Below are 23,191 nucleotides of genomic sequence, written 5' to 3'. Positions count from 1 at the left end.
GCCTACTCGGTCAGCTCCTCCAGCAGCCGGGCCGTGGACAGCCCGGTGCGGAGGTACTCGACGAACAGCTCGTTGTGCAGCGCCCACGGCGAGCGCCGGCCGCGGATCAGCCGGATCGCCGCGTCGGGGCTCTGTCCCCGGCGGACCAGGGCGTGCGCGACGACCAGGCCTGCGCGGTTGTAGCCGTGACAGCAGCGGACGAGGACCCTGCGGCCCTCGTCCAGCGCGTCGCACGCGGCCTGTGCCAGGCGTATCACGCCCGCCAACTGGGTCCCGTCCAGCGGACCGTCCGGAATCGGCCACACATGGTGCTCGACACCGGGATCGGGGCCGTGGCCCGGCAGCCGCAGCAGCGTCTGCACGACCTCGAACTCGTCCCGTACGACGGCGAACTCCCGTTGCCCGGACCGGCCCTGGAACTCGTGTCCGCCCATCCACAGCCCGGGCACGATCTCGTCCCACGCCGTGTCCGGAGCCGGTACGTCGGGTTGCATCCTGCGGGTCCGCAACAGCGCCTCCCCAAGCCCCTGCGCCAAGCCCTGCAACTCATGGCAACTCACCCCAAAGGTAACCGGCTTCTTGCCTGTGCAGCACCCCGCCTGTTCCCATGGTCCATGGGGTGATGGTGCATGAGCGGACTGCGCGTCGTACCGACCTGGCGCCATGGCCAGGAGCGGCTCTACGTCTGCCTCACGGACGGCAGGAACATCGCCTGGTACGACCGTGAGGCGGCCCGGATCAACCTGCTGAGCGAGGACCGCAGAGCGGACGTGCTCGACGCCCTCGGCCCCTTCCTCACCGGCCGGGTGGCGGTGGGCCCGCCCCCGGTGCCGACGCCCGTCGAACTGGCCCGGCTCTCCCTCCACCCGGACGACGACCTGGCGCCCAACCGGCCCGGCGAGGCCCTCCAGATCGCCCTGGACCGGGACCCGGGCCCCGGCCACCGGCTGCGCCGCGACCCGCGTCGGCGTGCCCTGGAGGCCGAGCAGGCCGTGGGCGAGGCGCTGGACCGGCTCGACGGCGCGGGCTGGCACACCCTGCACTCCGTCCCGCTGCCCGGCGGCGACCGCGTCCACCATCTGGCGATCGGCCCGGGCGGACTGTTCGCCGTGCACACGCTGTACGCCCGCAAGCAGCGGGTCACGGTCGCCGACCCGATGGTCTCCCTCGGCCGCCGCGACCCGCAGCCCCTGCTGCGCCGCGTCCGCGCGGACGCCGACCGCGCCTCCTACGCCCTGACCGCCGAGGTCCACCCGGTCCTCGCCCTGCTCGGCCCCTCCGACCTCGCGGTCACCCTCCCGCCCCGCGGCATCCGCGTCCTGCGCGACACGGACCTGGAGTCCCTCACCCACCTCGGCGCCACCCTCAAACCGGCAGACGTGGAGGCCCTGCACGCCATGGCAAGAGACCGACACACGTGGACCAAGGTCTGAACACCGTGTGGTGCGGGTGGGGCTGGGGCGCGGGGGCGGGGAGGTCTGGACGCCGTCTGGTGGAGCCCACTCAGGGGCGCGGGGAACTGCGCGACAAGCCCCCACGCACCCGCAGCCGCCCGACGACCCGCCCCGGCACCCCCCTCGCGCCCCCACTCACCCGCAGCCGCCCAACGACCCGACCCGCCCGCCCCCCGTCGCGCCCTCACGGCAACGGTGACGCCCGCTCACCGTCCAACAGAGGAGCGAGCAGATCACCGTAGTCCTGCACCCGCGGCCCCACATCCCCGGCCTCGAAGGCCAGTTGCCCCGGCGCCGCACACTCCTCCACCTCCGTCCAGGTCACCGGCGCCGACACCAGAGGCCGCGCCCGGGCCCGCAGGGTGTACGGCGTGGCCGTGGTCTTGCGGGCGGCGTTCTGACTCCAGTCCACGAAGACCTTCCCGGGCCGCAGACTGCGGGTCATCCGGTGCAGGGCCAGCCGCGGCAGCGCCCGCTCCGCCTCCACGGCGAGCTGCTTGGCGTACTCCGACACCTGGTCCGAGGAAGCTCCCCGCACCGCCGCCAGCAGGTGCAGCCCCTTGGAGCCGGCGGTTTTCGGGTACGCCTCGATGCCGTCCGCCGCCAGCCGCTCCCGCAGCCACAGCGCCACCTCGCAGCACTCGACGACCGTCGCGGGCGGGCCCGGGTCGAGGTCGAGGACCAGACGGTCGGCCTCGTCGGGCGATTCGACCAGCCACTGATGGGTGTGGAACTCGGTGACCAGGTTGGCGGCCCACATCAGGCTCGCCAGGTCCTGGACCAAAACCATCCGGGCCGGGCCCTCGGAGCGGGGCACCTCGGCCGTGGTGACCCAGTCGGGCGTACCCGGCGGCACGTTCTTGGCGAAGAAGACCTGGCCCTCGGGACCGTCCGGATAGCGCAGGAAGGAGACGGCACGGTCACGCAGATGGGGGAGGAGGACGTCGGCCGCGGTGGCGTAGTAGTGGAGCACCTCGCCCTTGGTGAAGCCGGTGGCCGGGTACAGCACCTTCTCCAGATTGCTGAGCGCGAGCCGTCGTCCCTCCACCTCTGTGATCGGCGTCATACGATGAGAATCTCACGCAAACAGGGATAAAACGGCGTAATACCCCAGAAAGGGGCTGCTGGTGAGATCCATATGGAACGGCGCCATCTCCTTCGGCCTGGTCAGCATCCCGATCAAGCTGGTCAACGCCACCGAGAGCCACTCGATCTCCTTCCGCCAGATCCACACCGAGGACGGCGGCCGGGTCCGCTACCGCAAGGTCTGCGAACTGGAGGACCGGGAGATCAGCCAGGCGGAGATCGGCAAGGGGTACGAGGACGCGGACGGCACCATCATCCCGATCACCGACGAGGACCTGGCCCACCTGCCGCTCCCCACGGCCAGGACGATCGAGATCGTGGCCTTCGTGCCGGCCGACCGGATCGACCCGCTCCAGATGGACGCGTCGTACTACCTCCAGGCCGGCGGCGCCCCCGCGGCCAAGCCGTACACCCTGCTCCGGGAGGCCCTCAAGCGCAGCAACAAGGTGGCCATCGCCAAGTACGCGCTGCGCGGCCGCGAGCGCCTCGGCATGCTCCGGGTGGTCGAGGACGCCATCGCCCTGCACGGACTGCTGTGGCCGGACGAGGTCCGCGCGCCCGAGGGACTCGCCCCCGACACCAAGGTCACCGTCAGCGACAAGGAGCTCGACCTCGCCGACGCCCTGATGGACACCCTCGGCGAGATCGAGCTGGACGAACTCCACGACGAGTACCGCGAGGCGCTGGAGGAGGTCGTCGCCGCGAAGGCCGCGGGGGAGGCCCCGCCGGAAGCCCCGGAACCGGCCCGCAGCGGCAAGGTGCTCGACCTCATGGCCGCGCTGGAGAAGAGCGTGCGGGAGGCCAAGGAGTCGCGGGGCGAGGAGCCGGGGGAGGTCAGACAGTTGCCGCAGCGGAAGTCGGCGCGCACCGCGCCGAAGCAGACCGACGGGAAGAAGTCGACCGCCAGGACCGCCAGGAGCACCACGACGAAGAAGACGGCCGCGGCCAAGAAGACGACGGCGAAGTCGTCCCAGGGGACGAAGAAGACGGCGGCCAAGAAGGCGACGACCGCGAAGAAGACGGCGGCCAAGAAGACGACCGCCCGCAAGAGGACCGCGTGACCTGCGCACCGCCGTCGGCACCGCGCAGGTCGCGTCAGTCGTGCGGAGAGGTCAGTCGACGACCTTCGCGGACTCGATGATCACCGGCTGCGTCGGCACGTCGCCGTGACCGCGGCTGCTGCCGGTCCGTACGCCCTTGATCTGGTCGACGACGTCCTGGCCCTCGGCGACCCGGCCGAACACGGTGTAGCCCCAGCCGTTCGGGCTCTTGGCCGTGAAGTTGAGGAAGTCGTTGTCCGAGACGTTGACGAAGAACTGCGCGGTCGCCGAGTGCGGGTCGCTGGTGCGCGCCATCGCCACGGTGTACGCGGTGTTCTTCAGACCGTTGTCGGCCTCGTTCGGGACCGGCGCGAGCGTGGGCTTCTGCACCATGTCCGGGGTGAAGCCACCGCCCTGGACCATGAAGCCGTTGATCACCCGGTGGAAGATCGTGCCGTCGTAGTGCCCGTTGCCGACGTACTTCAGGAAGTTCTCGACGGTCTTGGGCGCCTCGGCGTCGGCGAGCTCGAGGACGATACGGCCGAAATTAGTGGTCAGCTCGACCCTGGACATGGGAATCGTCCCTTTCTGGTGGGGCATGACCGAAGCATCTTGTCACACGGCGGTGCCGATGCCCGGGGCGTTCCCCTCCTCGCGGGCCGCCGGCCGTCACGGCGAGGGCGAGGCCACCGGGGCGACACCCGTGCTGATGCCGGTCGTGCCGGGCCTCGGTGACGGAACGACCGAGGGTTCGGAGGGAGCGGTCGACGGGGGCGCCGGGCCGGTGCCGGTCGGCGGGGCACTGCTCGCCGGGGCCAGCGGCACCGACGGTTCCGAGGAGCGGCCGGGCCCGGTGCCGGGCAGCGCGGCCACGACCCCGGCCGCGAGGGCGGCGGCCACCACCGCTCCCACGGCGCCCGAGACCGCCGTACGACGGCGGCGGATCCGTCGGCCGCCGGCGACAGCCGCGTCGGTGACGCTGGGCAGGGCCGGTTCCCGCGTGCCGTCGAGGATGACCTCGAAGGCGTCCCGCACGCGGCCGCCCTCCCCGTACTCGTCCGTGTCGTACATCTGCCGCCTCACCTCCCGCTCGTCTCGCCCGCCAGGCCCTCGACGAGCCCGCGCAGCCTGACGAGCCCGCGGGCGCTCTGGCTCTTGACCGTGCCCGGCGTCACGCGCAGCGCCTCGGCGGTCTGCTCCACACTCCAGTCCTCCCAGAACCGCAGTACCAGGACCGCCCGGTAGCGGGGCGGCAGTTCCATCAGCGCGGCCTGCATCACCAGCCGCAGCTCGGGCGTGACCGGCGGCTCCGCGGACACCGGCTCCGGCACCTCCTCCGTCGGCTCCTCCCGCCACGTGCGCTTGCGGTACTGGTCGATGAAGACGCGGGTGAGGATCGTACGGGCGTACGCCTCGACATTGCCGTCGCGGCGGACCCGTCCCCAGGAGGCGTACAGCTTCATCAACGTCGTCTGGGTGAGGTCCTGGGCCTGGTGCCAGTCCCCGCACAGCAGATACGCGCTGCGTCGGAGCTGCCCCTGCCGGGCCTCGGCGAACTCCCGGAACTCCCGCTCCCGGACTGCTTCCCGCACCCGCCCCGACCCTCCGCCGAACCCGTCACACCTGTCCCTCAGAGGTACGGCGGAACGCTCCACGAGGTTGCACGCCCCGCGAGAAAACTTTCCGCGCCGGTCCGTGCAACCCGTCCCGGCCGCCGCCCCGTACTCCTCTCACGCAAGCGACCGACCACAGAGGAGCCAGCCTTGACGAACCGCCGTGCCATCCGACCCACCCGCCGCCTCCTGATCGGAGTCCTCGCGGGAACCGCCGTGGCCGTGGGCGGCTGGACCGCCCTCGCGGGCGCCGCGACGGGCTCCGCGAACCCGTCCCCGGTCCCGTCCGCGGCCCCCTCGACCGTGCCGTCACCGGTCCCCTCCGAGGGACCGGCCGAGCCGAGCCCGGTTCCTTCTCACGGGGCGTCCGAGCCGAGCCCGGTCCCGGCCGAGCCGACGACTGTGCCGAGCCCGGTGCCGTCGGTGTTGCCGAAGGAGCGACCGTCGACCGCCCCGAGCCCCGCCCCGGCCAGGCCGACGGCACCGAGCCCGGTGCCGTCCGTCGCGGAGCGCACGTCGAAGTAGCCGACCCGGAGTGCCGGCCCCGGCGGGGGTGGTTCCTGCGCCGGTCCGGGGCCGGGGCCGGCCGGGGGTGCGGGCCGGGTTGTCGTTGTGGTTGGGCGGAGACCCGGGCGATCGGGGGACTGGTTGCTGGTCCCAGTACAGGTGGTCTTTGCTCAGGGGGCGGTGCTGCTGGCAGAGGTCGCTGGCAGGCGGTCGCCGGACCCACTTGACCACGAGCCCGGAGCCGATGGCAGACGGGTCCCGGTCAGCTTGGGCACGGGCCCGGAGCCGATGGCTCGCCGTGTTGGTCAGGGGTGGGCCGGTCGGGGGGATTCTCGGCGGAAGGCCCAGCGGAGTTCCGGTTCCACCACGCACCGCAGGGCGCGGCGGACCGGTGGGGTGCACAGGGCCGTCACGACGGTCGCGGCGATGAGGGTGAGGACTGCCACGCCGAGCGGGGTGTGAGGGGTGTACCAGCCCCAGGAGCGGGCGGCCTGGATGAGGAAGCCGTGCAGCAGATAGCCGTACAGGGTGCCCGCGCCCAGCGCGGTGAAACAGGTCCGCCGGCCCGGCACCAGCGCGAGGAAGCACGTGACCAGGACCAGCGAGCACCCGAAGGTGACCAGGGTCATCACCGGCCCCGACCAGGCGGGCCCGCCCAGTTCGCGGGCGCTGTCGCGGTGGTAGAGCCAGGCCCCGCTCATCCGCGGCACCGCCCAGTACGCCACGACCAGCGCACCCGCGAACACCGGCCCGGCGAGCAGCCGTACCGCCCGCCGGCGCACCAGCCGGAAGTGCTCGGGCCGGAGCGACAGGCCCAGCACGAAGTACGGCAGGAACTGCAGGACCCGCTGGAGGTCGAGGTCGTCGCCGATGGAGGGCGTGAGCGTCGCGAGCATCGCCACGGCGAGGGCGACCGGCACCGGATGCCGCAACCGCCGCCACAGAGGTGTGGTCAGCCGCCACACGAACAACGCCACCAAAAACCACGTCAGATACAGCGGGTCCAGCAGACTCACCGGCCGGTCCGGCGCCCGGTCCGTCCACCGCGTGAACAGCGTGTACGCCGTCTCGAACACGACGTACGGCACGACGAGCCCGGTCACCAGCCGCCGCAACCGCCCCGGACTCGCGTCGAAGTTCCGCGAGAAGTAGCCGGAGACGACGATGAACGCCGGCATGTGGAAGGCGTACACCAGCAGGTACAGCGCGGACACGCCCCGGCTCCCGTCGCGCAGCGGCTCCCACGCGTGCCCCACGGCGACCAGGACGATGGCCAGGTACTTGGCGTTGTCGAAGAAGGCGTCGCGCTCCGCGGGCCGCTGCGCCGCGAGTCTCTGCCGGTGGGCGACCGTGACAAGTTGCTCGTGCATCCCCGGCGCCTCACCACTGCGGGAACAGCCCAAACTCCGTACCTGTGTGCGAGCCGTCCCCCGCGGGGCCGACCCTCAGGCAGCCGCCCGCTTCTAGCAGAGCGCGGCGGGCGCAGGCTTCGGAGCACCGCCGGAATGCCGGAACTCCAGCGATGCACGGCCGATCAGGGCAGGGGCGTGCCACCGGTGACGTTGAGGATCTCCGCGGTGACGAAACTCGCCTCCTGAGAGGCCAAATACACGTAGGCCGGGGCCAGTTCGACGGGCTGGGCCGGGCGGCCGAGCGGACTCTGCTTGCCGAACTCCGCGGTGTCGGGCAGCGTCGCGGGAATCAACGGCGTCCACACCGGGCCCGGCGCCACCGCGTTGACGCGGATGCCGCGCTCGGCGAGCATCTGGGCCAGCCCCTGGGTGAAGGTGACGATCGCGCCCTTCGTCATGGCGTAGTCCAGCAGGTGCGGGCTGGGCTTGTACGCCTGCACCGACGTGGAGTTGATGACGCTGCCGCCCTTCGGGATGTGCGGCACGGCGAACTTGGTCAGCCAGAACATCCCGTACAGGTTGGTGCGCATCACCCGGTCGAACTGCTCGGTCGTGATGGCCTCGATGCCGTCGGGCTGCGACATCTGGTACGCCGCGTTGTTCACCAGCACGTCGATCCGCCCGAACTCGGCGACCGCGCGCTCCACCAACGCCCTGCAGTTGTCCTCCTCACGGATGTCACAGGAGACGGCGACCGCCTTGCGGCCGGCGTCCTCGACGAGCCGGGACGTCTCGCGCGCCTCGTCCGCTTCCTCCGGCAGGTGCGTGAACAGCACATCGGCACCCTCACGGGCGTAGGCCAACGCCACCGCCCGCCCGATCCCGGAGTCCCCACCCGTGATGACGGCCTTGCGCCCCTCCAGCCGCCCGGAACCGCGATACGACTCCTCACCGTGATCCGGCGGCGGATCCATCGGCCCGGTCCAGCCCGGATGCGGCTGATCCTGCGCCGGAAAATCGGGCTGCGGATGCTGCGTCACGGGATCCTGCTGGGCACGCTCCTGCTCGGCCACGGCGGCCTCCTCGAAGTAGGCGGAACACGGACGAGGAGACGGGTTCCCCAGGCGACCACCGCGAAAAGCGATCAAGGCCCTTCACCGGTGCACTCATGCACTCGTCGGATAGCCGATCTCCGCGATGTCCTCGGCAAGGTCAGCCAGGGAGATCTCCGAGTTCAACGCACGGACCACGTCTTCACTGAGAGGACGCGAGGAGAAGACGTGCCGAACGGCCGCCAGGTCCACCGGAACCTCGTAGTAGTCCTCGGCCCACTCCTGAAACGCCTCGGGTGACCGGTCCACCAACAGGTGAAAGAGAAAGTCGGCACCGTCCGGATCACCCGTCACCCCGTCGGGAAAGTCGATGGCCCCGGTGCTCCACCCGTCGTCCCCTGCCAGGCGCCACAGACACGCGGTGACACACGGCAGACCGTCATCGCAGAACGCGGGCTCCACAACGTACGCCCGGAAGACCTCGGGAACGTCGTCGATCACCCCGGGCCAGGGCCCGTCCTCCACATAGGGACTCATGGGCGATTCATGATCGAACCCCCGAACGTAAGCCCCGGCGGCCGAGAAAACGATGGAGTACTCATCCCCCGACCCGTTCTGCATCGAAGCCAACGACTCCCCGAGGGCCCAGCGATCGTCATACGAGCGATACCGATACGCCCCCTCACGCTGGAGCACGGCCTCCACCATGGCCAGAGAACGACAGTGCTCACGAAGAACATCAATCTCCGGCAACCGCAGAACAACATCCCGAACAGTCACCGCCCCATCCAACCGCAGGCCAGTCCTACCCCCGACCACGCCCACTCCGCCCGCACATACGCGAAGACCCCGGCCTCAGCGTTTCCGCTGGTGACGGGGTCTTTGGGCACCTAATCCAAGGTGCCCCCGGCAGGATTCGAACCTGCGCACACGGCTCCGGAGGGCCCATGCGCTTCACGGAAGCCCGCTGGTCAAGAGGCCCACATGTCGCCCTGGACGCGAGGCCGTCCACGGGTAGTCCACGAGTGCTGCGCGACTGGCGTAGGCGCTTTGGCTGCTTCTGAGGGCAGAAATATCTATCATTCGGCGTACCTCCGTACCCTGGCGTGACTGCGGCATCGCACATGGTGAGGGGAGCAGGGTGCTCTCAGATCGATTGGGAGCCTCCTCAGCCTCTCCGTCAGGTAAGACTCAAGATCGCTCACACTGAGCGGATTGGTCACGAGACGCTGGACTCTGGGGGAGAGGCGGCAGAACGCAACGTAGGATCTTCACCTCAGGGTTCGTTGGCTACAGATCTGTGGGCGGATGAACGGGGCACTACGACACTGCGCCCAACCCTCACGGATCCTGCTGTTGGGTCGGCGAAGTATCCGGTGTGCGCAGTACTGTTTGCCCCGCGAGGCCGTTGCTTCGAGTGGCCGTCTGTGCTCTCCTGGTGCTCGTCGATCCCGTCTGTGTAGGAGGGCTGTGCGGTGACAAAGGGGAAGTACGGTGTTCCCCTGGAGCGGTCTGACTACCTCAAGCTTCCCCGGCACCCGGAGAGCTGCACTGAGGAGGATTTTGCCGAGTGGCTGGAACGCCACGCTGGCGAGCGCCTTGCTGTCGACCTGTTCTCGGGTGCGGGTGGCCTGAGCCTCGGCCTCGAGCAGGCCGGCTGGACCGTCGCTGCAGGAGTCGACTTCGACGAGCGTGCGCTTGAGACGCACGCCGCCAACTTCGCTGGCCTCAGCCTCCACATGGACCTCGGAAACCCGGATGTGCGTGACAGGCTGGTCGCTCTTCTGCTGCAGGCTGAGATCGACTTGGTGGCTGGCGGACCGCCGTGCCAGCCGTTCAGCCGCGCCGGACGCAGCAAAATCAGGGACTTGGTCCGCAATCATGGACGGGATCCACAGGACCACCGCAAGCAACTGTGGCGGGCTTATCTGGACGTTGTCACTCGTGTACGTCCACGCGCCGTTCTTATGGAGAACGTGCCGGATATGGGCCTCGGAGACGACTTCGCCGTCGTCCGCATCATCGAGGAGAAGCTTGAGGACTTGGGCTATGCCACCCAGCTCCGTCTCGTCGACGCCTGGCAGTATGGGGTCCCACAGCACCGCAAGCGGCTGATACTGCTGGCCCGCAACGACGTCGAGCAGTTCGACTGGACACCGAAGCAGGACACGCCCGTGTCGCTTCACGAAGCGATCTCCGACCTGCCGAAGCTTGAAGTCGAGCCGCGCAAGCGTGTCGGTGAGCGTGAGCTGCCCTACCGGGAGCCCGATAAGCTATCCAGGTTCGCTTTCCTCATGCGGAGGGACGTACCGCAGGATGATGTGGTCCACGACCACATGACCCGCAGGGTGCGAGAGGACGATTGGGAGATCTTCTCCCGGCACATGAACTCCAGGACCCTGTACTCGGACCTGCCGCCGGAGCTGCGCCGGTACCGTGCGGACAGCTTCACTGACAAGTACAAGAAGCTCGACTGGGAAGAGCTCAGCCGGTCGATCACCGCGCACATTGCCAAGGACGGCTACTGGTACATCCACCCCGAGCAGCCTCGCACCCTCACAGTGCGGGAGGCTGCCCGCATCCAGACCTTTCCCGACCGGTTCCGGTTCGCTGGCACCCGAAGTGACGCGTTCCGGCAGATCGGCAACGCGGTACCATCGCTGCTGGGAAAGGCTGCAGCTTTGGCTGTTGCCCCTGTCGAGGGAAAGTCTCCTGCCGCGGGGCTCACCCCGCACTGGCGACGGGTCCGGGACGAGTTGAGCCGCTGGGCCGAGGCCGCCCGCGAACAGGACGGCTGGTACCAATACCCCGGACCGGAGATGTCGTCCCCGCAAGCTGCAGTGGTGGCGCTGCTGTCTGGCAGCCGCCTCAAGCAGGGCGAGCTCCGCGACATCATGCAGACAGTCAGGGGCATGAAGTGCGTCACCAAGAAGGTGTTCGAGCGGCTTTTGGAGCAGGCACCCACGAAGGCAGCCCTGGACAAGCTGACCCGCCTCACGCCTCTTGTCGACGACCGGTACGGCTGGCGTGACGAGAAGAAGCACGACGTGCCCGAGCGTCTTGGTTTTAAGCCCTCCGAAGAGGCCCTGTACACACTTCTCCTCGGGGACCAAGACCTTTTGCTGGTGACGCAGGGCGCGCTGCGTGTCGGGGCCCGTGTCAACGACAGTGAGTCGGACCGCACGAACAAGCTGACCGACGGCAGAGTCAACCTGGTTCGTCTAGTGGGCGCGGGGACCAACGCTTCGTTGCGCATGGCCGCGCTCCGAGTCATCGGTAATGACTTCTGCAAGTCACGCGAGCCTGGATGCCCGTGGTGCCCGCTGGCAAAGCACTGCGTGGGGAAGCCGGCGGCGCAAGACCTGTACAGCGTTACCTTCGGTGACGAGGCTGCCGAAGACTAGGGTGTAGTTGAGCTCTTCGTTCTGCGGATGCTGAGCTGCAGAAGACGTTTGGCCGCACCCTCCGGATCGGCGCGCTCTTCGCACTCCCACACGTAGACCACGGCCCTTTCAACCATCTGACGTCAGCAGTGTTCCTCTGGCCTCGAGCCTTATTGAAGGCGATCTTCTCAGTCCATCGCTATGGTTCGGACCACGATGTACTGGGGCGCAATGGGTGGGGCACTGTGCCAGAAGCAACCGTCGACAACGAGGGCGATTCGGTGACGGGGCTGTGCGAAGTCCGCGATACGGCAGGGGCGACCTGCCGGTGGAGTCTGTAGCCGGCCCAGCCGGTGCACGGCGTTTCGCAGCGTGATCTTCGGCTTGCTGTTACCTGGACGGCGCCCCCAAAGGTGGTGGCTTCTCTCCGTAGATCCCCTGCCTCGGTTACCGCTCCTGTCGCCAGCCTCCTGCTGCCAAGCTACGACGCCTTCCACACTCTTCCGTTTGCACTCGTCATCCGCGACCAGGGCCAAGACGAACTGTCCTCGGGCTTCAGATGCAGGCCGGCGTGTCGCCGGGCACTCTCGTCTCTAAATGCCACGACGGTGAAGGCAGGATCGTGTCGTGTCCCGCAGAGAACTGTTCGGGATACTGTGGGAAGTAGACGCCGTGACAAGACGGCACTTCCTGTGTGAGCTAGAGGACACTGGGGTTGAACCCGATCCTGCACGCCTTGTCGTGAATCTCCAAGCCCTGTCTCACCTGGCTGGACGTGATCTTCCCGTTGGTCGCCAGCTTGGTGGCGACCAGGGTCGCCGCATGCTGCTCGGACGGGTCCAGGCTGCGAGTCTGGCGGGCCCACTCGCCCAGCGTCTCCCATTCCTCAGCCCCGATCTCCGTCAGGCGGGCTAGTCGCTCCGCCTCTTCCTCGCGCGTGTCCACGAGAAACTCGACCGGCCTGTCGAGAAGCTCGGCAGCGAGAGCGTCTGGCACCTGCCATTCGATCTGGGACACCTCATCCCAACACCTGCTGCTCTTCGCCCACTCGGTCACGTGCTTGCCCTCCTGGATGACCATCTCCATCACGAGGGGACAAAGCTCGGCCGCGGCATCATGCAGGGCCTCAGTGACTGTCTGCTCCCGCCAGATCCGGTCCAGGTCGATGCGCTTCTCCGTGGCCGCACAGAGACGAGCCATCGTGTAGGCGGTGACTAGGGCCTTGTGACTGCCTGCTTCGCACTCCTTGGCGACCGCGTCGATGGCCCTGAACAGGATGCTCATGGCGATGACTCGCTGGCAGTACGCGACGTCGACCACGGGCGGTGTCTGCTCGATCAGCAGTCGGAACTCGGTGAAATTCTTCTGTGCGCCCCGACTGACCAGGTACGGCAGCTGGTTCCACGAGTTGACGTACTTCGCGAGATCCGACTTGGCGAACTTCTGCCTCGGCGGGTGGGCGATCCTGAACTTCCGCTTGGCCGCGGGCGTCGTGTGCTTCGCCTCCTCCTCGGCGTACTGGCCGCGGGCCCTCTCGTAGAACCACCGGGTCTCCTGCCCTCCGCCCTCTACGGCCGGCGCCCACAGGGAGCGGCTGACCCTCTCGAAGTCGACATGGAACTGGTCGTTCGAGGAGAAGTCGACCAGCGTGACCTTGTTCTGCGTGTTCGAATATTCGGAGATCAGCGGGACGATCTCCATGAGGTCGGACGGTCGCACAAGGGTCAGCTTCATCTGCACTCCCACGCCCTCAAGGTCTTTCTTGTCTCCTTTGAAGACGTGGTGCAGCGTCGCGGTGGTCTGCCCGCCGTTGACGATCTGTAGGCCGGTCAGCCTACGGATGGCGGTCCGCTTCCCGTTCTCGTCCTCTTCGAACACGGCCTCCGAGGCGGTGGCAGTTATCCCGTTGTTGTACGCGAGGAACCGGCCGGGCCGGGTGAGGAGCGTGCGGCGGATCCCCCGGTTGACCTTTCCACGTGTCTGCAGGAAGGCGCGTACGTTCAGCTCCAGCAGTCGCGTTCGGTGTTGGTCGTACAACTCAGCGAGAAGTCTGCCGGGCAGCACGGCGAGCGTCACCGAGTGGTTGGGCTCGGTGCTGTCCGCCGACAGGCAGGGCAACGGGGGGTCGAAGTCGACGACGATCGGTTCCCCGAGGGAGCCCGAGGTCTCGTGCCGGTGCAGCCGGGCGAGGTCCCAAAGCTCGTACGTGACCGGAGTGCCCTGGTAATCCGTCGGCTCGGGCATGCTGCGGGCCGTGGACTCCCGGTTACTGAAAAGGAATAGCCGTACCTTCGACGCACCCGCGAACGCCTTCTCCACACCCTCGCAGAGCTGGTACACCTCGTCCGTCTCATGGAAGTTCGGGCGGATATTTCCGGCCTTGCGGAGGAAGGCGAGCAGTCTTCGGTAGGCGCGCTGTACCTCGTTCTTGGTCAGCTTGTCGACGGCCGGGTTCAGGTGGAAGTCGACGGTGTACAGGTCGAGGACGTCGCGGTCCTCACTCACGCCGAATCCGTAGACCATCACGCCGTGTTCGTCGTGGTAGGCGACGGTAGTGTTGGCGACGAAGCCTCCCTCTTCGAGCTGCTCCAGCACGCGCTGAGCGAACGTCCTGGGAATCGAACCGCCCTCCGCCTCCGCCTGCGACTGTATGTCATTCGTGAGCGTGCGGGCGTAGTCGGCAAGGGACAGCTCAACCATCAGTACCTCTGATCAATTCGGTGACCTCTTTGGCCGTGGCACGGTGACTCTCCAGCGCCGAGACGCTGATCTCGTACGAGCAGCTTCCGACCCCGTTCGGCAGGTCTGCCTCGACGAGGCGAGGAAAGCCACTGTTCACGTCCCACAGGTCGACACGGCGCAGCGTATAACGGGGCTCGTCGTACAGCTCCCGCTGGTGGGGGAAGTAGCCGCTGCGGACCAGCTGAGCGTCGAACAGGGCAGCGGCGGCCGGACTGTCCAGAAAAGAGCGGACACGGTCCACAGCGGTGTTGAGTGACTCTCCCGAGCCGCCGCGCCGCTCGTCGAGGGAGACCAGCAGGAGGAACAGACGGCTGACACCCGTGTCGTCGAGCTGCCTCTCGCTAGCGACCCGCAGCGTGACCGGGTTCTTTGTGCCGGTCGTCTTGACCTCGACGGCGCACGTCGGCAGTTGGAAGTCCTGGTTGGTGCCCTCGGGCCCAGTCCATGCCTCGACCGCCGTTACCTGGGGCAGGACGCTGAGAAGGTGTTCCCGCAGAAAGTACAGCTCTCCGTAGAGACCGCGCCGCGCTTCCTTGCCCAGTCCGTCAACCCCCACGGCGCGCATGAGCTGCTGCCAGTGCAGGAACCTGCGCACCGCCGCCTCCAGCACAGTGTCACCGGGGGCGTCTTTCACGGTCCGTGCAATGTCCTCCGCGAGAGGGGTGAACACCTCACGAAAGGCGTCGGCCGTGAGTGATACCTGCAGCTCGAAGTCACGCGCGGACAGGGAGCTGCAGGACAGATGCAGGCCGTGCGTTTGCGGCAGGTCGCTCAGCAGGGGACGGACGAGGTCGGCGGCCCGGGCGCCGGCACGCAGCAGCAGCATTCGGCGTCGACCCGGATGGGTCACCCCGAGGTGGATGTCGTGCGGGGAGTCAGGGAACAGACGTCGCGTGGACCGGCCGCTGTCTGGTTGGGGAGCCTCCAGTTCCCTCCACAGGTTCTCGTCGATCACTGCTCGCCCTCGTCCTCGTAGAGGTCGTCGTCCGTTTCTGGGCCCTCTGTCCACCACACGTCGTTGACGACGTACTCCGTCTTCCCCTGTAGCCCTGAAAACGGGAAGCTCGCGGCGAACCCGACGAGGGGGACCTTCAGCCCGGACCTCTCCGGCGCCTTGATGAGGTAGAGCAGCAGAAGCGGCTGGTTGGTGCGGCGCTGTGCGCGCAGCGGGGCACCCGTGGGTACAGAGGGGTCGCGTGGTTCACCGTTCCGCTTCAGCTTGCCCTCGGCAGCCCTCCTCGTCGCGTCCAGGGCGGCCTTCCGCTGGGCCTCGTCGAGGTCCAGCGACTCGTCGCGAGGGCTGAGGACACGTTTGATGGTGTGCCGGGTCTCGGACTGGAGGCCGGTTTTCGAGGCGGCCCGGGTGACAAGTCCGACCGTGTGCCCGGCGAGATCGACGGTATCCGCACCATCGCGGCGGGACACGATCCGGACTGTCCAGTTGCCGAGTTCTCCGAATCTGGCGCACTGGCGGATGTAGCCGCTGATGAACTTCGGGCGGATGCGGCTGGATTCCCGTGCGGCCTCGTAGGAGTCGAAGAACCCCGTGGCCACTTCCTCGGCTGGCACGTTCTTCCATACGAGGGCGCCCGTCCCCTCGTCGACTTTCGGGGGCGCCTGCTGCAGCAGGCGGGCGACGAACGTCTCCAGATTGTCGAAGTTCTTCTTCGGAACGCCGTTGCTGAGGGGGAAGATGGTGGACTCGGCGAGTTCCCCCGAGTAGCTGAGACGCACTTTTGTGCCCTGTCGCATCTTGTTCGCCGCGGTGATGCTCAGCCCGAGGGACGAGGTCCGTACCTTCAGGCCGAATTGGCGTGGAGTGAGGCCGAGAGCGGCCATCTCCTCTACGTCCCGGCGAAGTTCGTCCGTGGCGGCGGTGATCTCCTGGTAAGCAGACTCCAACGTGGGCGTCATGTACAGACGGCACAGGTCCTCGTAACCGGTCCTGTATCCGAACCAGCGTCCCATCTGCAGGAGCGTGTCGTAAGTTTTCGAGAAGCGTAGGTAGTAGCTGACGGACAGGCCCTCCAGAGTGAGGCCCCGGGACAGTTTCTGTCCACCGACAGCGATGACGGAGAGGCCCTTGTGCCGGTTCTCGTAGTAGTCGAGAGCATCCTTCGCAGCTCCGTTGATCGCCTTCACTTGGAACTTTTGAATGGCTGGCAGCAGTTCGGCCGTGACCTCCTCCCACGTGAGCCTTCGAGCCTCGTCCGCCGGAAAGTAGGAGGTGGCGGACTCGAAGTCGCCTTTCCATAGCTGGTGCAGCTCGGCAAGGACCTTGGAGGAGGCGGCGCCGTACCGGTCCCGGAGGCTGCTCTGCAGGAGACGTACGTAGTCGTCGACCTGGTTCCTGACATGGCCCTGCACGTTGGTGAAACGGGTGACGTGCACGAGCATCGAATTGTGCACGTTGACTTGGCCGCGGGCACGGCGTGCGGCACACGTAAGGACGAACGAATGGATCGCTCTTACGAGGGTGTCCGGCAGATCCGTGCTTGGGGCGTGGGTCGACTTGTGCTTGTCCGGTATCCACGCCGCAGCGTCCTCGACGTGTCGCACGAGCGGCAGCGGATCGATGTCGTCCTCGTCCTCAACGAAGGCGCGTAGCCCGAAAAGGCGTTCCGGCCCGAGGTAGTTGGACGGCGCCCGAAGGGTCCGGATGAAACTGTCGGGGAACAGGTCGGAGCCGAGGAAGTCGTGGTCGGCGTCGGGATTAATGTAGATGTTGGCGAACGGGGTGGCGGTGTAACCGACGTATGACGCCTTGTCGAAACTCTGCACGAGGTCGCGGACTGCCGCGTTAATTTTCGTCGGGTCGGCCTCGGGGTCGGCCGTGTTGATGGACGCGTTGTCCGCCTCGTCGTCGATGACGAACAGAGGCACGTCTCGTACCATCTTCCGCCCCTTGCCGGAATCCCAGTCACCGTGCACCTCGGTGACCCAGGTCCGCAGGTAATTGATGATCTTGGGGTGCTTCTTCACGACGAGGACGACGGGGAAGTTCCCGATGGGAAGGTTCGCCTTCGAGGCGGTCTTCCGGTCGAAATCACCCTTCTCGGCGCTGTTGGTGAGTGACGCCGCGGGGAGTCGCTCCGATCCGGCCATGGCTCCCACTCCGATGTACCGGTTCGCGCCCTCCTCGTCGGAGCGCAGCTGGTACTGGGTGTCGAAGCCGAGCAAACCCTCGTCGATCCGCAGCTGTGTCTGGGCGCGCAGGTCGTTGTGGACCCCCGCAAATACGACGATCAGCCGGTAGCCGACGTCTGCGGCCTTTGAGGCCAAGCCGATGAACTGTCCAGTCTTCCCGGACTGGACCTGTCCGATGACCAGGCCGGTGCGGCGCCACGGCCCGGGGCGTTGCGGGTCCTCCAGTTCACCGAGAACCTCGTCCGTGCTGCGGTCGATTCCGCGGACGACCGACAGCGGCATGTCTCGTACGTATGTCAGGAAGCGCTCATACCGCTGCCAGAACGACCAAGTACGGTCGTTCTTCGCATCCGCTAGCCATGGCACGTGGTCTTCGTCGCTCCGCAGACCCGACGAGTCCTCCTGAAAGACGTTCGTCCGACCTTCCACGATCTTCGTCAACATCGCTGGGTCGACCGTGACGCCTTTCAATCCAACCACGGCAATGGCAGTCGACACCGCGGTCGCCACATCGGCCGGGGTGGCCTGCCGGTCCTCGGGCAGGAACTGGATCGCAACCTTCAGGGCGTATGCCAGTTCCTCACCGATGGTCGAGTCCACGGAGTCTCCTGATCGGGTGGGATAGGACGGTCAAGAAGCAAAAACCGTTATAAGTAAAACTTCTGATGAAAATTCAATTATTCCAGAAGCCGATTAGCTGATCGAACGGTTGTGTCGTGCTGATCACCTTCCGCGCCTCTTCCGGAGACCTCCCCTGGGAGACCAAGACGTCGAACATCTGATGAGCCACCTCACTGGCGTGATCGTCGGCCTCTCCAGGTCCGCCGAACGGCTCTGGGTCGTCTGCCGTGTCCGCCTCGTGCAGCACCCGCAGCGCCGACACCGGAACCGTCTCCTCCAGCAGACGCAGCAAGGCGCGTACGCGGGCAGGCTCACCGCCCCCTTCTTGAAGCACGCCCTTCACGAGTGGATGGTTCCGGTTCACGCGGCAGCTGATCTTCCCGTCAGAACGACGCACGTTCCACGCGAACGCCAGGTTCCCTCCGTGCTGTCGGGCCGCGATCTGGCCGCGGGTCCGTACCGCCTCGGAAGCCGAGGCGCGTACAAGCCCAGCGATCCGCGTCAGGTGTCGGCGCAGCGCCACCGGCGGCACCACCACCGCCTTTCGCACATCGACCTGCCAATGGGCGTCTGTCTCCGCGGGAATGTCCACGGCGACGCGTGCCAGGTTGTACCGCTCCTCGCGTCGCAGTCCTCGCAGACCCAGCCAGCTGCCGGACAGGATCAGCCGGTCCCGCCGATATACGTAGAACCCCTGCTGCCGCAACCAGCCTCTCGGACCGCCGGCCCGTTCGGCCTCCAAGCCCGAAAGGCGTTGCGGTCCGGGCAACACGAAGGGCCGCACCGTAACGGTGTGCCCGTCGAGTGGGAGTTGCTCAACGGGAAGTCGTCGCACCGACGGGTGGATTGACAGGAACGGGTCCCACGGCGGCACCACTACGCCGACAACTCTCAGTGCCAGCGGTGACGAGCCGGTCAAGAACCGGGCATACACCAGGCCAAGGTGGGCACCGACCTTCTCCGACTCGTCATAGAACTGCTGCTGGGTCTTCTGGTCGTCGACGGCCACACCGCGGTAGCCGGAAAGCCGTTGCCACAGCACCACTGTTCCGTGATTCAAGCCCTCGGTTAGGCGATCGAGGAGTGCCCCGGTCCCAGAGGGGGGCTCATGCAGCAGTCGCCACTCGCCAGTCCGCTCCACCACGTCCAAGTCCCACGTGCGGGTACACCAGCTTCCGTCAATCTTCGCCGTGCAAACGGTCAGCAGTCGGCACTGGGAGAACGAGGCGGACTTTAGGCCCACACCGTACCTTCCGAGGTCCGTGGTCGACCTGTCGGTCGCGGGACCGCGGGCGGCCACAGTCATTGCCGTGACCAAGGCACCCTCGGACATGCCATCGCCATCGTCAATGACCGCGATCCAGGAGTCGGCGCCATTCCATGTGAACTCGACGTCGATCGTGCGCGCACCAGCCGAGACGCTGTTGTCGACCAGGTCCGCGAGGGCATCTGGCAGGGAGTAGCCGAGCGAACTGAGAGAAGCCACCATGCCGGCGGGCTCGGGTGGAGCGAGGTCATACCCCATTAGTCCCTGTCCTGTAAACAGCGTCTTTCAACCTGCACGAAGAGAACCGCGGGCCGCGAGATCAAGGCTGAACCTGCGTGCGCACAGTTCCGCATTTTCATCTACGCTCCCTCTCTTCGTTTGCGTTCGCCGGCGTTACCGTGGAGAAGCCGGGCAATATCTAGCCCGTTTGTGCAATCTCAGCCAGTCGGCTCTAGATCTTCTGAGCCGTCACTAGCCAGTGAAGATTGCAGACGCTGCATGACAGTTGTTATCGATAGATCGGGGGTGCCCATTCTTCCGAGGTAGCGCGTGAATTGAGAGATTAGCGATTGAGAGTATGGGGAGTCGAGTGTTGCCAAACGGCGAGATTCGAGAATCTTCTCATATTCGACATGAATGATCTGCTGGAAGTCCACGACTAGATTGGGCGTATCCCAAGCTGCCGGAAGAAAGTAGAAACGTTCGCGCTGGCCACCCCGGTTGTTGCCGATCAGTTTCTCCATCGAGCTGACTGCGCCCGTTGTGGCTCCTCCAGTACTGCTAGTTTGTGAGCTCCACTTGCGATATTCTGGCGTATCTTCAAGCGGCAGGCATCGGGCCATTACAACAAATTCGGCCTTTCGACGTTCCTCCACTAGATCGCAAGCTGGTGTCAGCATTACCCAATAGTGAGTTGCCGTTTCCTGTACTTCTGTACCCTGAACGTCACCTCGGTCTTCATCCTCGTCTGCTGCCAGTTGAGGCTTTGAATCTGCTGAGTATTCAAGTATATCGCCTGTGGTCCAAGAGCCGACCGGAGGGACTATGTACATTCTCATAGGGTGTATCTTGGAGTTGTCGGTTCCATGATAATCAAAGGCGTCCAAGTACGGAGCCAGCGCTGGTGCGCCTTCGGTCAAGGACATTGCTAGTCGGCGTACCAGCAAATGAGCCAGATCTCCCTGGTTTTGTCTTCCGCCAAACGTAGACCAATGTTTGCGAACGAACTCAGACATGAATTGTCGATGTAGTGATTCGACATGCGAGCTGAGTGCTCTGTTTAGCTCCGGGAGGCCAGAGTCAAATGCTTCCATGACAGCTTTTCTTATCTTGGCCTCATCTTCGTCCAGTTTTGATACAACCGACGTGAAGGGGGGCGAATGCAAGTCGGCTGCGAGGTCTGGGAGCGCCGTATGAAAGACAACCGGAACGAATCGCTTTTGCTTGATTGCTTCATAAGCGTCCAATCCCCGATCAGCGGCTGTTACTGCGTTTCCATCAGGCGGGAGACCCTGGCTGGCGGCCATTCCTTGATCACGGATATCGAGAATTAGCAGGTCATATTGTTCATGCTCCAGGATGTTGAGTGCCGAAGTGAAGCTCGTCGTCGTTTCGACTCGGCATCGATCCCCCTGACTGGAAACTGCCCGTCGTTCCAGAAGGTCTTTAATCGAGGAAACCGAGGTCTCGTCGTCGTCGACTGCAAGAATGTTCCAGGTCTTCACTTCCCCACCCTTCGGCGTAGAGTTGCACGGAAAGTCGCACCACCAAGCGGCCCTGATGGTTCGAGTTCTAGTTCTCCACCGTAATAATCTGAAACAATCTCCCCGGCGATCGTCAAGCCAAGTCCCATACCGCCATCGCGGTTGGAGAAGTACGGGTCGAAGATTTGAGCACGGATCTCAGGGGGCACGCCGGGGCCCGAATCCGAGAAGATGAGCGAGAGTTCGTTCTCCGAAATTCTTTGAAGCGCGATCTCGATCTTTCGTGGGTCCCCAGCAGGCATCCGTGACACCCAGTAGATGCTATTTGATAGCAGGTTGATCACGACTTCTTGGATCTCCGTGTTGTCAACTTTTACAGGCGTCTCGCTCTTTGGGAGGGAGACATCGACTTTGGCCTTTCTGATGTCACCTTCGAGGATATGCGCGGCATCCGCGATAGCCTTTTCTAGAACAATAGTATGAGGCCTGCCCCGCCTCCTGCCGCCGAATGGAGTGAAGCGATGTAGTACATCATTAATTGCGCCCGCCTGTTGACGGATCATCTCAAACTTCTTGCGAGTACCTTCTAGGGTCTCATCTAGACTAGGCTTGCCATCTGAAAAAGGAGGATTGAACCAATCCTCGATTACTTCGATACCTGCTAGGGCCGCTTTCCGGCAGGCAGAGACTGGTTGCCCAACTTCATGCACCACTTGGTCAATCAATTGTCCAAGCGTCGCGAGTCGCTGATAGCGCGCTAGGACCTCTCGGATTTCAGTGTCCCGAGCTTCAATCTTTTCCTCGGCGTCTTGGACCAGACGCAGCAATGAGTCATCACTTCTTGAGGCCAAAACCTCTTTGATCTCGGACAGTTCATTTCGTTCGAATAGACGACCGATCGGCTCTCGTGACTTCTTTCGAGGTCGGAGGGCGTTTCGACGGCTCTCAAGCTCGGTGATCAGTTGCCTAACCTTGAACTGTAGGTCAGAAAGGGCTGGGCCGGACACCAGTCCCTCTCTGTTGGTTTGGTCCACAAGGTCAGGATTGTCATCGCGGCTAATGATAAGTTGGCCGACAATTTGATTATTTGACAGTCTTCGGCTGGGCGAGTTAATCCTCCGGCGGTCCAAGGCCAACCAGTCATCGCCAGGCTCGCCGTATGGGAGAACTCGAAATCCATCTCGATAAACAGAGATTCCGGATGCTGCGTCAAGTACTTCCCGGATCTCCTTGTAGTTTGCTGCCCCCCCTCCCGACTCAAGTGAAAGGCGATCTCTATCCCAGACTCTTAGGTGAAGTTCGAACGGGCCGCACGTCTCTTTGCCTGAAGGGAGTCGGGTATCGAAATTCACGGATTTTTGCTCTCCGCGAAGCCGAAGTTTGACTTGGGCATGTCCTGATCGATTTACTTTTGCCTCAAGCTGGTAATGCGGTGATCCAAGTTCCTCGGGAGGCCCAACGAGCCCCGAAAATTCAGATAGTCTTGCCGGGAGGTCAAGCATGATACGGAAGTCGGAAGCCGTTCCGTGTCGCGCTCTGTCGGCGAAGGGAGAAATAAGCCGCGTGAGTGACCGCTGTGCTTCCTTTACTTCTTCGGCGGTCCAATCGCTATGGAGTCCTGTAATCCTTACGAGTGTTCCATGCCCGCTTTTTGGCTTCGGCAGGCCGGACTGATCGGAAACGTGGCTAGTTGGAAGCTCTGCAAGGGTAGAGGTCCAAAGCCGTGTTGCTGCACCTTGAGGATCGAAATAATGTGCTGGCCGTGATTCTACGGGAACTTTAATTTCGTCCAAGTAGGCGTCTTCGTCTTGGAAGTCGCTCCAGTCCAAAGAAAGCTCCACTTCGCTGGCGCTTCCTTGGTGGCGACTAACAATCGTCAGGAATCGGCCCAATTTGGCGGCAGCGAAGCGTCCAACGCCCTTTTCCCCCAAAACCCGTCGCCCGCTTGGACTTTTTCGGGAGCGGCGCCGATTAGGGGTAGCTGGCTCGAGCCATGTCCGCGAGACAGCGTCCAAGCTCATTCCCGTACCATCATCGAGAACGGTGATTGAGGGGGGCTCAGGTCCGTCCGTCTCTTCGAACTTGATCAGGACATAGCTGGCGTCTGCGTCGTAGCTGTTCTTCACGAGCTCAGCGAGCGCCACTGTCGGACTGCTGATCAGCTCGGACCCTAGGGTCAGCATCAATCGCGCCCGTGGACGGAAGGCCTGTGACCCGCTGTCAG

General features: G+C 65.2%; 18 protein-coding genes. 3 read left to right on the top strand and 15 right to left on the bottom strand.

All coding sequences use genetic code 11. The features are described 5' to 3' along the window. Window positions 1–2 precede the first annotated feature (2 nt). Complete coding sequence (locus tag ACZ66S_RS05445) at window positions 3–509, bottom strand: protein-tyrosine phosphatase family protein (RefSeq protein ID WP_469899846.1); 507 nt, start codon at window positions 507–509, stop codon at window positions 3–5. Window positions 510–629: 120 nt separating this feature from the next. Between ACZ66S_RS05445 and ACZ66S_RS05440 the strand changes: the two genes are divergently transcribed. Next, window positions 630–1,433, top strand: a complete 804-nt coding sequence (locus ACZ66S_RS05440) for a nuclease-related domain-containing protein (RefSeq protein ID WP_469899844.1) — start codon at window positions 630–632, stop codon at window positions 1,431–1,433. Between the two features lie 205 nt (window positions 1,434–1,638). Here ACZ66S_RS05440 and ligD read toward each other — a convergent pair whose 3' ends face one another. Further along, on the bottom strand, window positions 1,639–2,520 hold the full coding sequence (gene ligD / locus ACZ66S_RS05435) for a non-homologous end-joining DNA ligase (RefSeq protein ID WP_469899842.1): 882 nt from the start codon (window positions 2,518–2,520) through the stop codon (window positions 1,639–1,641). A gap of 61 nt (window positions 2,521–2,581) precedes the next feature. Between ligD and ku the strand changes: the two genes are divergently transcribed. Beyond that, window positions 2,582–3,601 carry a non-homologous end joining protein Ku gene (gene ku / locus ACZ66S_RS05430; RefSeq protein WP_469899841.1) on the top strand — a complete coding sequence of 340 codons (1,020 nt, stop codon included), beginning with the start codon at window positions 2,582–2,584 and terminating at the stop codon, window positions 3,599–3,601. A gap of 51 nt (window positions 3,602–3,652) precedes the next feature. Here the strand turns inward: ku and ACZ66S_RS05425 are convergent, their stop codons facing one another. The 7 genes from ACZ66S_RS05425 to ACZ66S_RS05395 all read right to left on the bottom strand — a co-directional run bounded on the left by ACZ66S_RS05425 (window position 3,653) and on the right by ACZ66S_RS05395 (window position 8,884). Continuing rightward, window positions 3,653–4,153: a peptidylprolyl isomerase gene (locus tag ACZ66S_RS05425; protein WP_469899840.1), complete on the bottom strand. Its 501-nt coding sequence runs from the start codon at window positions 4,151–4,153 to the stop codon at window positions 3,653–3,655. A gap of 96 nt (window positions 4,154–4,249) precedes the next feature. Then, on the bottom strand, window positions 4,250–4,651 hold the full coding sequence (locus ACZ66S_RS05420; RefSeq protein WP_469899839.1) for a hypothetical protein: 402 nt from the start codon (window positions 4,649–4,651) through the stop codon (window positions 4,250–4,252). An 8-nt stretch (window positions 4,652–4,659) separates the two neighbouring features. Then, entirely contained in the window at window positions 4,660–5,172 is a 513-nt protein-coding gene (locus tag ACZ66S_RS05415) for a SigE family RNA polymerase sigma factor (RefSeq protein WP_469899838.1), read from the bottom strand. A gap of 377 nt (window positions 5,173–5,549) precedes the next feature. Next, window positions 5,550–5,708, bottom strand: a complete 159-nt coding sequence (locus ACZ66S_RS05410) for a hypothetical protein (RefSeq protein WP_469899836.1) — start codon at window positions 5,706–5,708, stop codon at window positions 5,550–5,552. Window positions 5,709–6,005: 297 nt separating this feature from the next. Beyond that, window positions 6,006–7,070 carry an acyltransferase family protein gene (locus ACZ66S_RS05405; protein WP_469899835.1) on the bottom strand — a complete coding sequence of 355 codons (1,065 nt, stop codon included), beginning with the start codon at window positions 7,068–7,070 and terminating at the stop codon, window positions 6,006–6,008. A 164-nt stretch (window positions 7,071–7,234) separates the two neighbouring features. Then, the gene (locus tag ACZ66S_RS05400) at window positions 7,235–8,125 is read right to left on the bottom strand and encodes an SDR family oxidoreductase (RefSeq protein WP_469899833.1); all 891 of its coding nucleotides are present in this window, start codon (window positions 8,123–8,125) and stop codon (window positions 7,235–7,237) included. Between the two features lie 93 nt (window positions 8,126–8,218). Beyond that, window positions 8,219–8,884, bottom strand: coding sequence for a hypothetical protein (locus ACZ66S_RS05395; protein ID WP_469899832.1), 666 nt, complete (start codon window positions 8,882–8,884; stop codon window positions 8,219–8,221). Window positions 8,885–9,579: 695 nt separating this feature from the next. Between ACZ66S_RS05395 and ACZ66S_RS05390 the strand changes: the two genes are divergently transcribed. Next, complete coding sequence (locus ACZ66S_RS05390; protein WP_469899831.1) at window positions 9,580–11,508, top strand: DNA cytosine methyltransferase; 1,929 nt, start codon at window positions 9,580–9,582, stop codon at window positions 11,506–11,508. A gap of 678 nt (window positions 11,509–12,186) precedes the next feature. Here ACZ66S_RS05390 and ACZ66S_RS05385 read toward each other — a convergent pair. From ACZ66S_RS05385 to ACZ66S_RS05360, 6 genes are all read right to left on the bottom strand, one after another. Beyond that, a complete protein-coding gene (locus ACZ66S_RS05385; protein ID WP_469899829.1) occupies window positions 12,187–14,187 on the bottom strand; it encodes an AIPR family protein in 2,001 nt (666 codons plus the stop codon). Continuing rightward, complete coding sequence (locus ACZ66S_RS05380; protein WP_469899828.1) at window positions 14,180–15,184, bottom strand: PD-(D/E)XK motif protein; 1,005 nt, start codon at window positions 15,182–15,184, stop codon at window positions 14,180–14,182. The genes ACZ66S_RS05385 and ACZ66S_RS05380 overlap by 8 nt, the downstream gene beginning before the upstream one ends. Continuing rightward, a complete protein-coding gene (locus ACZ66S_RS05375) occupies window positions 15,181–17,976 on the bottom strand; it encodes a Z1 domain-containing protein (RefSeq protein ID WP_469899827.1) in 2,796 nt (931 codons plus the stop codon). The genes ACZ66S_RS05380 and ACZ66S_RS05375 overlap by 4 nt, the downstream gene beginning before the upstream one ends. 73 nt (window positions 17,977–18,049) lie before the next feature. Continuing rightward, complete coding sequence (locus ACZ66S_RS05370; protein ID WP_469899825.1) at window positions 18,050–19,486, bottom strand: ATP-binding protein; 1,437 nt, start codon at window positions 19,484–19,486, stop codon at window positions 18,050–18,052. Window positions 19,487–19,701: 215 nt separating this feature from the next. Next, complete coding sequence (locus ACZ66S_RS05365) at window positions 19,702–20,988, bottom strand: response regulator (RefSeq protein ID WP_469899824.1); 1,287 nt, start codon at window positions 20,986–20,988, stop codon at window positions 19,702–19,704. Continuing rightward, window positions 20,985–23,150 (bottom strand): sensor histidine kinase, encoded by a 2,166-nt coding sequence (locus tag ACZ66S_RS05360; RefSeq protein ID WP_469900851.1) that lies wholly within the window; start codon window positions 23,148–23,150, stop codon window positions 20,985–20,987. The genes ACZ66S_RS05365 and ACZ66S_RS05360 overlap by 4 nt, the downstream gene beginning before the upstream one ends. Between the last annotated feature and the right edge of the window lie 41 nt (window positions 23,151–23,191).

This window comes from Streptomyces sp. NPDC107471 (genome assembly GCF_055582845.1).
Note: the sequence above shows the minus strand (reverse complement) of the source record. Positions and strands in the feature narration are given on the sequence as shown.

Excerpts from the sequence above, each read along its gene's own strand:
- ACZ66S_RS05440 (WP_469899844.1), top strand. The coding sequence starts at position 630 with ATGAGCGGACTGCGCGTCGTACCGACCTGGCGCCATGGCCAGGAGCGG.
- ACZ66S_RS05425 (WP_469899840.1), bottom strand. The coding sequence starts at position 4,153 with ATGTCCAGGGTCGAGCTGACCACTAATTTCGGCCGTATCGTCCTCGAG.
- ACZ66S_RS05420 (WP_469899839.1), bottom strand. The coding sequence starts at position 4,651 with ATGTACGACACGGACGAGTACGGGGAGGGCGGCCGCGTGCGGGACGCC.
- ACZ66S_RS05360 (WP_469900851.1), bottom strand. The coding sequence starts at position 23,150 with ATGCTGACCCTAGGGTCCGAGCTGATCAGCAGTCCGACAGTGGCGCTC.
- ACZ66S_RS05405 (WP_469899835.1), bottom strand. The coding sequence starts at position 7,070 with ATGCACGAGCAACTTGTCACGGTCGCCCACCGGCAGAGACTCGCGGCG.
- ACZ66S_RS05385 (WP_469899829.1), bottom strand. The coding sequence starts at position 14,187 with ATGGTTGAGCTGTCCCTTGCCGACTACGCCCGCACGCTCACGAATGAC.
- ligD (WP_469899842.1), bottom strand. The coding sequence starts at position 2,520 with ATGACGCCGATCACAGAGGTGGAGGGACGACGGCTCGCGCTCAGCAAT.
- ACZ66S_RS05370 (WP_469899825.1), bottom strand. The coding sequence starts at position 19,486 with ATGGTGGCTTCTCTCAGTTCGCTCGGCTACTCCCTGCCAGATGCCCTC.